Origin of the sequence: Pseudomonas sp. YQ_5 (assembly GCF_043103305.1) — a bacterium.
Taxonomy (GTDB): Bacteria; Pseudomonadota; Gammaproteobacteria; order Pseudomonadales; family Pseudomonadaceae; genus Aquipseudomonas; species Aquipseudomonas putida_Y.
The window spans coordinates 36,765-49,610 of record NZ_JBICJS010000080.1 but is presented as its reverse complement, the minus strand read 5'-3'; the positions used below and the strand labels follow the sequence as shown (position 1 = coordinate 49,610).

Genomic DNA, 12,846 nt, shown 5'->3' with positions numbered 1-12,846 from the left:
CAGGGGGCCGGCAAGGGCCCTGAAGCTACAGCGTAGACCAGGTAATCGCCCCGGCTCTGCTGGCTTGGCTCGTTTCTGGCAATGGCTGGCCTAAGCTTTGTCACAGGATGTTCATCAGCCCTGCATAGGCTTGCACTGTTCTCCAAATGCCCTGTGATGGGGCTGGACTAGTCCAGATAGGTAACCTTTTGATGCAGTCGACGCCCCCGCGTGCGGTAACAGCCATCTGTCATGCCCTGCAGGAGCAGATCGAGCATGGTCTGCTGGCGCCGGGCGGCAAGCTGCCGGCCGAGCGGCGGCTCAGCGAGGTGTTCGACACCACGCGCATTACCCTGCGTGAGGCGTTGGTGCAGCTGGAGGCCCAAGGCCTGATCTACCGCGAAGAGCGCCGAGGCTGGTTCGTTGCGCCGCAGCGCTTGACCTACGACCTGATCGAGCGCAGCCACTTCCATGCCATGGTGCGCGATCAGGGGCGGGTGGCCAGTACCGAACTGCTGTCGGCGAGGCTGCAGCCGGCTTCGGCGGCCATTTGTGCACGCTTGCAGCTGCCGGCGTTGTCCAGCGTGGTGCGCGTCTGCCGGTTACGGCGGATTGACGGGCGGGCGGTGCTGTATGCCGAGCACTACCTCAACCCCCGGTACTTTCCCGGCATTCTTGAACACGACCTGGCGCAGTCACTGACCGAGATTTATGGGCGGGTGTATGGCATCGAATACGGGCAGGTGTGCTTCGAGATCCTGCCGACAGCGTTGCCGGTGGAGGCGGCCAGTGCCTTGAAAGTGTCGGCGGGCAGCCCGGGGTTGCACATTACCCGGGTCAACAGTGACCAGCATGGGCACCTGATCGACTGCGACCTCGAGTATTGGCGGCATGATGCCATTCGCATCAGGGCGCAGGCAGGCTAGCGTGCTGGCTGCTCCTGCGAACCAGCCTCTGTCATTCCACCCCCACCGGCTGTCACCACCTGCACCGACAACCGCGGCGTTGCCAGGTCAAGCCCGGCCTCGTCCAGTTGCCGCTTCAAGGCCAGGTTGAAAGCCCGCGACACCTCCCACTGCTTGATCGGCGCGGTCTTGAACCGCGCCCGCAAGATCGCCGAGCCTGACTCGAAGCTCTCCACCCCCTGCAGCTCCAACGGTGACCAGATGTTGCGGCGCATCAGCGGGTCATTGCGCAGCTTCTGCCCCACTTCGCGAATCAGCGTGATCGCCTGGTCGATGTTCATGCTGTGCGGGATTGCCACGCGGAAGATCGCGTAGCCGAACTCTCGCGAGTAGTTCTTGATGCTCTTGATCTCGCTGAACGGGATGGTATGCACAATGCCGTCGATGTCGCGCAGGCGCACGGTACGAATGGTCAGCCCTTCCACCGTGCCCAGGTGGCCGCCGACATCCACATAGTCGTCGATGGCCAGCGAATCCTCGATGATGATGAACAGGCCGGTGATCAGGTCGGCCACCAGCGACTGCGCGCCAAAACCGATGGCCAGGCCGATCACACCGGCACCGGCCAGCAGCGGAGTGACGTTCATGCCCATGTTGGCCAGTGCGACGATGACCGCGATGATGAAGATGACCACGAACATCACGTTGCGGATCAACGGCATCATGGTTTGCGCGCGGGCGTTGGCCAGCCCCCGGCGCGAGCCCACCAGGGCATGGTGTACGGCGGTGTCGGCAAGGATCCACACCAGCCAGGCCACCATCAGCGTGCCGGCCAGGCCCAGCAGGCGCAGGCTGACGTCATGGCCGTCGCCCTCGGCGAAGCTGATCATCGACACGCCCCACACGCGCAGGCCCAACTCGATGAACACCAGCCAGATGAACAGGTGCACCAGCAGGTAGCCGAAGTTGCGCAGGCGCTCGGTGTACACCGCCTGGCGCTTGCTGGCCCGCTTGGGGTTGGCAGTATGGCGGCGCACCAGGCCGTTGAGCACCATGCACACCACCACCAGCACCGTGCACATCAGCGACTGGCGTAGGGCGGTGCTGGTGTCGCCGGCGGAGACGAAGGTGGCGAACAGCGAAATGGCCACAAGGATCAGCGCCGGAATGAACCAGAAGCTGCCGAGGATCTCGATGGTATCGCTGAGGGTGCGTCGGGTCAGTCGCCTCGACAGTGGCTGGTTGCGGATCAGGTGGGCGATCGGGCGGCGGAAGCGCAGGATGAACAACCCGGTGCACAGCGCCGCAATCACATTGGCCAAGGTAGCCAGGGCGTGGGCCAGGTGAGTACCGAGGGCCACCAGCATGCGTGGATCGCTCATCGCCTCGCCAAACGCGGCGAAGCTGCCGATCAGCCACAACGGGCGAAACGCCTGGCGCCGCAGGATGTGCAGGGCACGGTGGCGGTGTGGGCCGTCCAGCAAGGAAAAGGCGATGACGCAAATGGCCGAAAAGCAGGTACCGACCACCAGTGCGTAGGCCAGCACCATGGCCAGGGATTTGCCCAGCGATGGCGGCAGCACGAAACTCAGGTAGACCGTGAACACCAGCGCGACCAACCATGGGCCGAGCTTGCGCAAGGCAAAGCGCACCAGGTCCCAGGTACGCGGGTGCTGTGGCAGTTCTTCGCTCAGGCCAAAGCGCAGGCGTACCCGATGGCCTACCCAGTTGAAGGCATAGGCCAGCACGCTCCACACGGCAATCACTGCAGCAAAACCGAACAGGATCGCCGGCCATTGGTGCACGGGCACCACCAGTTCCGCCAGTTCGGCCTGGGCCTGTTCGATTTCCGCGGCCCAGCGGTGGAATGGACTGGCATCGCCGCTGAACTGTTTTTCAAAGTCGTGCAGGGCACCGCCGATCAGGCCGAGCACACCCTGTTCAACGCTGGGTTGCGATTGCCGGGTGGCGTCGCGCAGCTTTTTCAGGTCGGCCAGCAGCTTGGCCCGTTGCTGATCGTTTTCGAGGTTCTTGATCACCTCGTCCAGCGATTTGCCCAGCGGCTCGGTGGCCTCTGGCTGCGCGGGCGCGCTGCCGCCCAGCAGGCCAGGCAGGCCCGCCGCTTGTGCCGGGGCAATGAAAAGCAATAGCAGCAGGAACAGGTAACGCAGGAGGGCAGGCACTGGAAAATCTACCTCAGGTCAAACGATTGACCGAGTGTAGAGGTTTATGTCGGCAGTTTCTCGAGGATCTTCCAGCAGGTGAGGCCGAAAATACCCAAGGTGCCGATCCACATCATCAGTACACCGATGTTGCGTTCGCGCATGCTGAAGCCGATGGTCAGCAGCATCAGGAACAGGAACACCGGCACGAACAGAGACAGGAACGGGGACATGGACAGCAATCCTTTTGCAGTGGGGCCATGTAACAAGCATAGCGCTTGGCAAACGAGGCGTGATTGACCTTGAGCATGTGTAAGCAGGCTCGGCCTGTTCGAGGCGTCGAACCGCCGCGAACAGGCCGGGCCTGCTTACATCAAGGCAGCTCGCGGCTACGGTAGAACGCGGTCAGTACCTTCACCAGGTGCGCCAGGTCATGGCTGCCGCACAGCTCGCGAATGGAATGCATGGCAAATGTCGGCAAACCGATGTCCACCGTGCGCACACCCAGGTGGCTGGCGGTGATCGGCCCGATGGTCGAGCCACAGCCCATGTCGCTGCGCACCACGAAGCTCTGCACCGGTACTTCCTCGGCCATGCACAAGTGGCGGAAGAACCCGGCCGTCTCGCTGTTGGTGGCGTAGCGCTGGTTGTTGTTCACTTTGATCACGGGCCCGGCGTTGAGCTTGGGGCCGTGGTTGCCGTCATGCTTGTCGGCGTAGTTGGGATGCACGCCGTGGGCGTTGTCGGCCGACACCATCAGCGAGCGCTGGAGGGTGCGCACATAGGTGTCGCCATCGGGCAGCAGGCGCTGCAGGGTCTGCTCCAGCATCGGGCCATCGGCACCGCAGGCCGAGCAACTGCCGACTTCTTCGTGGTCGTTGCACACCAGCACACAGGTTTCGTCGCTATCGGCGGCCAGCAGGGCCTGCAAACCGGCGTAGCACGACAGCAGGTTGTCCAGGCGGGCGCCGGCGATGAAGTCGCCATTCAGGCCGATCAGCGCGGCGTCCTGCGTGTCGTAGAAGCTCAGCTCGTAGTCCAGCACCACGTCGGCGATCAATTCGTGCTCGCGGGCCAGTTGCTCGGTGAGCAGGGCGCGGAAGTCGACGCGCTCGTCACCAGCCACTTGGGCGAGGATGGGGGGCAGTTCGTTCTGCGGGTTGATCGCCCAGCCTTCGTTGGCGGTGCGGTTCAGGTGGATCGCCAGGTTGGGGATGATCGCGATTGGCAGCTTGAAGTCGATCAGCTGGCTTTCGACCTTGCCGTCACGGCGGTAGGTGACGCGGCCGGCCAGCGACAGGTCGCGGTCGAACCAGGGTGCCAGCAACGCGCCGCCATACACTTCCACGCCCAGTTGCAGGAAGCCCTGGCGCTGAAGCTCGGGCTGAGGCTTGACCCGCAAGCACGGGCTGTCAGTGTGGGCGCCGACCATGCGGATGCCATTGAGCAGCGGCGACTGCGTGCCCAGTTTGATGGCGATGATTGAAGAATCGTTGCGGGTGACGTAGTAGCGGCCGTCAGCCTCGGGGTCCCAACTGTCGCGCTCGTCCAGGCGCTTGTAGCCGGCCGCCTCAAGGCGCTGGACCAGGCTGGCGGTGGCATGGAAGGGCGTGGGGGAGGCCTTTAGAAAGTCGATAAGGCCGGTATTCAGTGCATCGCGCATAGCTCACTCCAGACAGCAGTGGCGCGAGTTTAACGCAGAATGTCGACAATTGGTGTCTGCATCTTCGCGGCCAAAGCCGCTCCCACAGGTATTACACAGCCCCTGAGAGCAGCGCGGTACCTGTGGGCGCGGCTTTAGCCGCGAAGAGGCTGGTACAGGCCCTGAAAAATCAGAACGGCGCCGGGCACTCGAACTTCAACCGCTGCCCGGACACCGGGTGGGTAAAGCTCAGCATCGAGGCATGCAGACAAAGCCGCTCATGAGCTGCCAGGGCTTGCGGGTTGGCGTATAACCGATCACCCAGCAGCGGGTGCCCGATCGACAGCATGTGCACGCGCAGCTGGTGCGAACGCCCGGTAATCGGTGTCAGCTCCACCCGACAGTGATCGCCGCAGCGCTCGACGATACGCCAGAAGGTCAGGGCGTGCTTGCCCTGCTCGTGGTCCACCACATGCCGTGGTTTGGTCGGTGGGTCGTAACGCAGCGGCAGGTCGATGCTGCCGCTGTCGAGCGCCGGCTGGCCCCAGCACAGTGCGGTGTAGGCTTTTTCGGTTTCACGGTCGTGGAACTGGCGCGACAGCTCGCGGTGGCTGTCGGCATCGCGTGCCAGCAGGATGATGCCGGAGGTTTCCCAGTCCAGACGGTGCACGATCAGCGCATCGGGGTAGCCGTTTTCCTGCAGGCGGGTGATCAGGCAGTCCTTGTTGTCCTCGGCACGGCCAGGGACCGACAGTAGCAGGGTCGGTTTGTTGATCACCAGGATGGCGGCGTCTTCGAAGAGGATCTGGACATTCGACAGCGGCATTACAGGTCTCACGAAAATAGCAGTAAACGCTGGGGCCGCTTTGCGGCCCTTTGCGGGCAAGCCCGCTCCTACAAAGGATATGCATTCCCCTGTAGGAGCGGGCTTGCCCGCGAAGGGCTGCAAGGCAGCCCCAAATTGTCGACTACGCGGATCAGCGATCCGGCAGAGTGATGTTCAGCTCCAGAATCGAGCAGCTGCCCTGGTTTTCCAGTTCGATATGCACGTCATCGTTGCCGATGTTCACATATTTGCGGATCACTTCCAGCAGTTCTTTCTGCAGCGCGGGCAGGTAGTCCGGTTCGCTGCGTTGGCCGCGCTCGTGCGCCACGATGATCTGTAGACGCTCTTTCGCTACCGACGCGCTGGACTGTTTCTGTCTGCCACGAAAGAAGTCAAAAAGGTTCATGGTTTATTTGCTCCCGAAAATGCGCTCGAAGAATCCCTTCTTCTGTACATCGATGAAGCGCATCGGCTTCTCTTTGCCCAGCAGGCGGTCGACCGCATCACTGTAGGCCTGGCCGGCATCGCTCTGGTCATCGAGAATGACCGGGATACCTTGGTTGGACGCCTTGAGGACGGCCTGCGATTCCGGGATCACACCCTTGAGCTTGATCGACAGGATTTCTTCGACGTCGGCCACGCTCAGCATTTCACCCTTGACGACGCGCTCTGGGTGGTAGCGGGTGATCAGCAGATGCTCCTTGATCGGCTCTTCGCCGTTTTCGGAGCGGCGCGATTTGCTCGACAGAATGCCCAGCATGCGGTCGGAGTCACGTACCGAAGAAACCTCCGGGTTGGTTACCACGATGGCTTCGTCGGCGAAGTACATGGCCAGGTGGGCACCTTTTTCGATACCGGCCGGCGAGTCGCAGATGACGTACTCGAAGTCTTTCTTCAGGTCCATCAGTACCTTTTCCACGCCTTCCTGGGTCAGCGCGTCCTTGTCACGGGTCTGGCTGGCGGCCAGCACGTACAGGTTCTCGAGGCGCTTGTCCTTGATCAGGGCCTGCTGCAGGTTGGCTTCGCCGTTGACCACGTTGACGAAGTCGTACACCACGCGGCGTTCGCAGCCCATGATCAGGTCGAGGTTACGCAGGCCCACGTCGAAGTCGACAATGACGGTCTTGTGGCCGCGCAGTGCGAGGCCGGTACCAATGGCGGCGCTGGTAGTGGTCTTGCCCACACCCCCCTTGCCGGAAGTAACCACGAGAATCTTGGCCAAGGTGTTTCACCCCTAAAAATAGTCGGGACACTTGTCCCTGCAAAAAACTGAAATAGCTAAATAAAGGCAACGGTAAAAAAGTTGCTCTAAAAATGCTGGCAAGTATCCGTTAAAGACGGGTGATGTTCAACACGTCACCAGACAGGCTGACTTGCACGCTGGTACCCCACAGTGGATCCCGGCGCAGGTCTTCGCAGACCTTGTACTGGCCAGCGATCGAGACCATTTCGGCGGTCATCTGCTGGCAGAAGATACGCGCCTTGGTGTTGCCTTTGATGCCGGCCAGGGCGCGGCCGCGCATGGCGCCGTACACATGGATGTTGCCATCGGCCAGAAGTTCCGCACCTGGGCTGACCGAGGCGGTAACAATCAGGTCTCCCCCCTGAGCATAGATCTGTTGGCCACCGCGTACTGGCGAAGTAATGATGCGGGTCGGGCGCACCTCGGGTTCGGGGGGCGGTGGTGGCGCCGGGGCCGGTTCGGGCTTTTTGACCACCTCGGGCTCTGGCTCCAGCGGCCGTTCGCGGGCCCCTGACGGCGGCAGCACCGGCAGGTCGATGGCGATGGCGGCGGCGATGTCCTCGATGCGGTTGGCGCGGATGGCCAGGGTACGCAGGCCGTGGTGGCGGCAGATTCGCATCAAGCCGGGCAGGTCGACCGCCCCTTCGTCGGCCGGCAGCTTGTCCAGCGCCAGCACCAGCGGTGTATTGCTGAAGAAGTTCGGGGCCTGGGCGACTTTGGCCGCCAACTGGCGGTCGAGGGCTTCAAGGTCATTGCGTGCCAGTTCCAGTACCGTAATGGCGAGCATGCTGCCCTTGAGCTGGAACACGGAGGCGGTGTCGGGTGTGTGGTTTGGGCTCATGGTCTGCATAGACGGCTTGTTGCGAAAAAAGTGCCCTGACTTATAACGAGAACACCGGTTGCCCGCAACATGCGCTGATCCGTTGTAGAATGCGCGGCCTTTGTCTTTCCGGATGCTTCAATGGAACGCCCGCGTTTTCGTCCCTATTACCTTCACCCCAAGTTCTGGGGCCTGTGGCTGGGCCTGGGCCTGCTGTGGCTGGTAGTCCAGTTGCCGTACCGGGTGCTGCTGAAGATCGGTGCCGCGCTGGGCGCCGTCATGTATCACTTTGCCGGTGAACGTCGGCGCATTGCCGCGCGCAACCTGGAACTGTGCTTCCCGGAGCTGTCGGTCGACGAACGGCTGCGTTTGCTCAAGGCCAACTTTGCCTCAACCGGCATCGCCTTCTTCGAAATGGCCATGAGCTGGTGGTGGCCCAAGGCCAGGTTGGCGCGCCTGGCCCATATCGAGGGCCTTGAGCACCTGCAAGCCGCCCAGCAGGCGGGGCAGGGCGCGATCCTCATGGCGGTGCACTTCACGACCCTGGAAATCGGCGCCGCGCTGCTCGGCCAGCAGCACACCATCGACGGCATGTACCGCGAACATGGCAATGCGCTGTTCGATTTCATCCAGCGCAGCGGCCGCGAGCGGCACAACCTCGACTCGCTGGCGGTGGAGCGTGAAGACGTGCGCGGCATGCTCAAGCTGCTGCGTTCGGGCCGGGCGATCTGGTACGCACCGGACCAGGACTATGGCGCCAAGCAAAGTATCTTCGTGCCACTGTTCGGCATCCCGGCAGCGACGGTAACGGCCACTACCAAGTTCGCCCGGTTGGGGAAGGCGCAGGTGATTCCGTTCACCCAGAAGCGCCTGGAGGATGGTAGCGGCTATCGGCTGGTCATCCACCCGCCGCTGGCGGATTTCCCCGGGGAAAGCGAAGAGGCCGATTGCCTGCGCATCAACCAGTGGGTCGAGAGCGTATTGCGCGAGTGCCCCGAGCAGTACCTGTGGGCGCACCGCCGTTTCAAGTCGCGGCCCGAAGGGGCGCCGCGGCTGTATGACAAGAAAAAGCGCTGAACCTTGTAAGCAGGCCTGGCCTCTTCGCGGGTAAACCCGCTCCTGCAGGATTACCACAGGTTCTGCATATTGCGGGGCCCTGTGGGAGCGGGTTCTCCCGCGAAGAGGCCAGGCATGAAAGCACCTTGACCCCAGGAAGGACTCCATGGCTCCACCCCCGGTAACCGGTCTCATCCTTTCTGGCGGCGGCGCCCGCGCCGCCTATCAGGTCGGCGTGCTGGCAGGTATCGCCGAGTTGCTGCCCGCCGGCGCGCACAACCCGTTTCCGGTCATTGTTGGCACCTCCGCCGGGGCCATCAACGCTGTCACCCTGGCCAGTGGTGCGGTGCACTTCAACGACGCCGTGCAGCGGCTCACTGCCTTCTGGCAGAATTTCCGCAGCCATCTGGTCATCCGCAGCGACTGGCCCGGGGTCGTGCGCCAGGCCAGCCGTTTCGTCGGCCACAACCTGCTGGGGCTGGGTGGCCAGGCCCCCGTGGCGTTGCTCGACAGCAGTCCGTTGCGCAGCCTGCTGCAAACGCACCTGAACCTGGATGGTATCGGCCACGCCTTGGCCGCCGAGCAACTGCGCGCCGTGGCGGTGACCGCCTTTGGCTACGAGTCTGGCCAGGCGGTGACCTTCTACCAGGGCCGCGGCACCATTGAGGCCTGGCTGCGTCACCGGCGTATTGGTGTACCCGCACCGCTGACCATCGACCACCTGCTGGCCAGCGCGGCGATTCCGCTGCTATTCGCCCCGGTGCAACTGGGCGGTGAATATTATGGCGACGGTGCAGTGCGCCAGTCGGCACCGATCAGCCCGGCCTTGCACCTGGGCGCCAGCCGGGTGCTGGTGGTCGGGGTCAGCGGAAACCCGCAGCGGCCAGCGCCACCGGTGCCGCCCCAACGTGTGTTCAGCGGGCAGCAACCGAGCCTGGCGCAGATCGGCGGGCACATGCTCAACAGTACATTCATCGACAGCCTGGAAGACGATATCGAACTGCTGCAGCGCCTCAACCACTTGAGCGGGCTCTTGCCGGCGCACCTTGATGCCCGGCGCCTGGGGTTGGCACCGATCGATGTTCTGGTGGTGGCGCCCAGCCAGCCGCTGGATGAGATTGCCGCTCGGCACCGCCGTGAGTTGCCGGCGGCGTTGCGCCTGTTTTTACGTGGGCCGGGGGCGACGCGCACCAGCGGGGCGGGGGTGTTGAGCTATTTGCTGTTCGAGGCCAGCTATTGCAGTGAACTGATCGAATTGGGGCGGCGCGATGCCCTGGCCAAGAAGCGCGAGCTTTGTGAATTCCTGGCGATTTGATGTTGTCTGTGCGGGCCCTTTCGCGACAAGGGGGGCTCCAATACCTGTGTAGGCGCGGGTTCACCCGCGAAAGGGCCGCAGCAGGCTTACTCGGCTATCTGCAACTTGCGCGCCTGGGTATATACATACCGCACCTTTTCATACTCGAACGGCGAGTTGAGCTGGCCATAGCGGAATTTGGTCGTATAGCGCTTGTCCACCACGCGCAGGGCGAAGATTTCCGGGTGGTCGCTGCTGACTTCAGCCACGTTCAGGTAGTTGACTGCCTGCTCTCCCGCATAGTCCACCACAATCCCGGTGGTATCGCGCAGGTTCGATGGCCCTAGCACCGGCAGCATCAGGTACGGCCCCTCCGGCACGCCATAGAACCCCAGGGTCTGGCCAAAGTCCTCGCTCTGGCGCGGCAGGCCCATGCTGGTCGCCGGGTCCCACAGCCCACCCACGCCGATAATGGTGTTGAACATCAGTCGCGCAGTGATTTCTGCCGAGCGCTTGGCTTTGAGCTGCAACACGCTGTTGAACAGGTTCGGCACATCGCCAAGGTTGTTGAAGAAGTTGCTCACCCCCGTGCGCACGAAGCTTGGGGTGACATACTGGTAGCCATTCACCAGCGGCAGCAGTACCCATTGGTCCAGTCGGTAGTTGAAGTGATAGATGCGCCGGTTGATCGACTCCAGCGGGTCGTACACGTTAAGCGCCGCCAAGGTTGAGCGCTCGAACTCGCGCTGATCCAGCCCAGGGTTGAATTTCAGCTCACGCAGCGGGTCGAGGAAGCCATCGGCTTCAGGCACCAGGGGCGCGGTACCGATCACCTGCGGGTCGGCCTCGACCACGCTGGCTCGCGGTGCGGTTTCGGCGGCCAGGGTGTGACCAGCGGCAAGCAGGGCAGTGGCGAAGAGGAGTTTGTTAACCACGGAAGAACTCCAGCATGGCGTCACTGTTGACGCGATAGTTGAGGTTGCCGCAATGGCCGCCATGGGGGTAAAGGGTCAGTCGGTCACCGAACACCTTGCGTAAAAAGCCAATGTCGCCCGGACCGAGAATGACGTCATCGGCGTTGTGCATCACGGCGATCTTGTCACTGCTGCGCAGGTAGTCTTCCAGCGCATACAGGCTGACCTGGTTGACCAACTGCAGGATGCTGTTGCCGTCGGTGCGGGCGCGCCACATCGGAATCACCTGTTCGGTCATGTAGCAGTCGAAGTCGCACTGCAGGGCGCGCTTGAAGAACGGCGTGAGGCTGCTGCCTTCGGTGATCGGGAACTTCGGCGGAATGATCAGGCCGCGGCGGTTGATCAGGTCGGAAGTAAAAGCAATGTCCGCTGCCGAGAAGCGGAACGAAGTACCGATCAGCATGGCCATCTGTTCGTTGGACAGGTGCTGGCGCGACTGCTGGAAGTCGTACAGCAGGGCGTCGTTCAGGTCGATGTAGCCCTTGTCCTGGAAGTAACGGGTGAGCTTTTCCAGCATCAGCTCGTAGAACGTGGTGCTACGGTCGATGCCCTTGACCTGGGTTTGCACCAGTTTGTCGAGGTTGTTGATCGAGGTGTAGAGGTTGACCGGTGGGTTGAGCAGCAGCACACGCTTGAAGTTGAAGCTGCGGCGGGTTTCGTCCAGGTGGCTGACGAAGGCGGCGTCGAGCGCACCCAGGCTGTAACCGGTGAGGTAGAAATCACTGACCGGCAGGCGTGGATGCTGGGCGCGCACGGCCTGCATCACCCGGTACATGTCTTCGGCGTCTTCCTGGCTGATGCCGGGGGTAGCAAAGCGCGAGGCTGCACTCATGAAGTCATAGCTGGTGGGCGATGACAGTTGCACCACGTGGAAACCCGCCTTGTAGAACAGCTTTTTCAGGTATTCATTGATGCTGCTGCTGTAGGGCGCACCGGTGCCGGCGATGATGAAGATCAGCGGCGCTTCGCGATCCTGTCGAGCCAGGCGGTACTTGAGCTTCTTCACGGCCCAGAAGTTGTCGGGCAAGGTGAACTCACGTTCCGGGCGCAAGTTCAGGCTGTAGTCGGACTGATTGATTTCATCGTCGTTGGGCAAGTCAGGGCGCTTGTCCGGCGGCGTGGTGGCGATGGTCGCCTCGAACGGGTTGGTCAAAGGGTAGCCATAGCTGGCAGCGTCGATATCCCGCGCTGAAGCGGCCACAGCCATGAGCAGGCTGCCGAGCAGGGCAGCGAGGCGCAAAGATCGAAGCATTTAATCCCCCAAGAGAACGCAAGGTCGAGCAGTGTGCAGGCTAGGACCACAGCCAGGCGGGCAAAGTTGCCCGCTGCGGTGGCCTTTGGCGTACTTGCTATCTGCAACATAGCTGCCGGGGTGTGATTTTGCCTTAGAAACGGGCATAAGCGATCATGGACGTTTTCGATTACCGCTATTGGAGAACAGGATGTCTCGTTCGCTGCCGACGGTGCTGCTGTTGCTGTTTCTGGGGCTTTGGCTCGCGGCCAGTTATGGTGTGCGTTACGGCCTGATGGAGGATGGGCAGTGGGTAGGGCTGTGCGCAGTGCCGACGGCGTACTGGCAGTGCGAGGTGCGTTCGCTGCTGGGGTTGGGCATTCACCATCAGGTAATGGCCTGGGGCGGGCTGGGTCTTGCGCTGCTGGCGCAGGTGGCTCCCGGCCGCGCTGGCTGGTGGCTGGCGGTGCTGGCCCTGGTGTTCGCGGTGCCGGCGCTGGTGCTGTATACCGCCAGCATTGCAGTGTTTGCGCTGGTATTGGCGGGGTTGCGCCTGGTCAGGTAATTGCGGTGCGGCTGACAGGCGTCCGTTTTGGATTTTGTGGTGGGGCGGAGATCGAGCGCCGCCCGCGCGGCGCATCGCGAGCTGCGCTCGCTCCTACGTTTGTTTCGGGCCAATCAAGCCTGTGAGATCTGTGCGCGAACGCCTTGGCG

Annotated in this window: 13 protein-coding genes; 4 read left to right on the top strand and 9 right to left on the bottom strand. The window is 62.6% G+C overall.

Annotation, left to right across the window (positions count from 1 at the left end):
• The first annotated feature begins 191 nt into the window (after positions 1 to 191).
• On the top strand, positions 192 to 905 hold the full coding sequence (locus ACF8EA_RS18775; RefSeq protein ID WP_003252562.1) for a UTRA domain-containing protein: 714 nt from the start codon (positions 192 to 194) through the stop codon (positions 903 to 905).
• On the opposite strand, the gene ACF8EA_RS18770 is transcribed toward ACF8EA_RS18775, so the two are convergent.
• The 7 genes from ACF8EA_RS18770 to minC all read right to left on the bottom strand — a co-directional run bounded on the left by ACF8EA_RS18770 (position 902) and on the right by minC (position 7,607).
• A complete protein-coding gene (locus ACF8EA_RS18770) occupies positions 902 to 3,067 on the bottom strand; it encodes a mechanosensitive ion channel family protein (RefSeq protein ID WP_021782478.1) in 2,166 nt (721 codons plus the stop codon). The genes ACF8EA_RS18775 and ACF8EA_RS18770 overlap by 4 nt on opposite strands.
• 44 nt (positions 3,068 to 3,111) lie before the next feature.
• On the bottom strand, positions 3,112 to 3,279 hold the full coding sequence (locus tag ACF8EA_RS18765; protein ID WP_016501052.1) for a hypothetical protein: 168 nt from the start codon (positions 3,277 to 3,279) through the stop codon (positions 3,112 to 3,114).
• A 140-nt stretch (positions 3,280 to 3,419) separates the two neighbouring features.
• Positions 3,420 to 4,709, bottom strand: coding sequence for a M18 family aminopeptidase (locus ACF8EA_RS18760; RefSeq protein ID WP_392522925.1), 1,290 nt, complete (start codon positions 4,707 to 4,709; stop codon positions 3,420 to 3,422).
• 169 nt (positions 4,710 to 4,878) lie between these two features.
• Positions 4,879 to 5,514, bottom strand: coding sequence for an RluA family pseudouridine synthase (locus ACF8EA_RS18755; protein ID WP_019436776.1), 636 nt, complete (start codon positions 5,512 to 5,514; stop codon positions 4,879 to 4,881).
• 151 nt (positions 5,515 to 5,665) lie between these two features.
• Positions 5,666 to 5,920: a cell division topological specificity factor MinE gene (gene minE, locus ACF8EA_RS18750; RefSeq protein ID WP_021782476.1), complete on the bottom strand. Its 255-nt coding sequence runs from the start codon at positions 5,918 to 5,920 to the stop codon at positions 5,666 to 5,668.
• A gap of 3 nt (positions 5,921 to 5,923) precedes the next feature.
• Complete coding sequence (gene minD, locus ACF8EA_RS18745; RefSeq protein ID WP_003252574.1) at positions 5,924 to 6,736, bottom strand: septum site-determining protein MinD; 813 nt, start codon at positions 6,734 to 6,736, stop codon at positions 5,924 to 5,926.
• A gap of 109 nt (positions 6,737 to 6,845) precedes the next feature.
• Positions 6,846 to 7,607 carry a septum site-determining protein MinC gene (gene minC / locus ACF8EA_RS18740; RefSeq protein ID WP_021782475.1) on the bottom strand — a complete coding sequence of 254 codons (762 nt, stop codon included), beginning with the start codon at positions 7,605 to 7,607 and terminating at the stop codon, positions 6,846 to 6,848.
• 111 nt (positions 7,608 to 7,718) lie between these two features.
• On the opposite strand from minC, the gene ACF8EA_RS18735 reads away from it, so the two are divergent.
• Entirely contained in the window at positions 7,719 to 8,654 is a 936-nt protein-coding gene (locus ACF8EA_RS18735) for a lipid A biosynthesis lauroyl acyltransferase (RefSeq protein WP_392522923.1), read from the top strand.
• Between the two features lie 145 nt (positions 8,655 to 8,799).
• Positions 8,800 to 9,948, top strand: coding sequence for a patatin-like phospholipase family protein (locus tag ACF8EA_RS18730; RefSeq protein WP_021782473.1), 1,149 nt, complete (start codon positions 8,800 to 8,802; stop codon positions 9,946 to 9,948).
• A gap of 86 nt (positions 9,949 to 10,034) precedes the next feature.
• Here the strand turns inward: ACF8EA_RS18730 and ACF8EA_RS18725 are convergent, their stop codons facing one another.
• Both ACF8EA_RS18725 and ACF8EA_RS18720 read right to left on the bottom strand, forming a co-directional pair.
• On the bottom strand, positions 10,035 to 10,781 hold the full coding sequence (locus tag ACF8EA_RS18725; protein WP_392522941.1) for a VacJ family lipoprotein: 747 nt from the start codon (positions 10,779 to 10,781) through the stop codon (positions 10,035 to 10,037).
• A 73-nt stretch (positions 10,782 to 10,854) separates the two neighbouring features.
• Positions 10,855 to 12,153: a serine protein kinase PrkA gene (locus ACF8EA_RS18720; RefSeq protein WP_021782471.1), complete on the bottom strand. Its 1,299-nt coding sequence runs from the start codon at positions 12,151 to 12,153 to the stop codon at positions 10,855 to 10,857.
• Positions 12,154 to 12,343: 190 nt separating this feature from the next.
• Between ACF8EA_RS18720 and ACF8EA_RS18715 the strand changes: the two genes are divergently transcribed.
• A complete protein-coding gene (locus ACF8EA_RS18715) occupies positions 12,344 to 12,697 on the top strand; it encodes a hypothetical protein (protein ID WP_101196187.1) in 354 nt (117 codons plus the stop codon).
• The last annotated feature ends 149 nt before the right edge of the window (positions 12,698 to 12,846 follow it).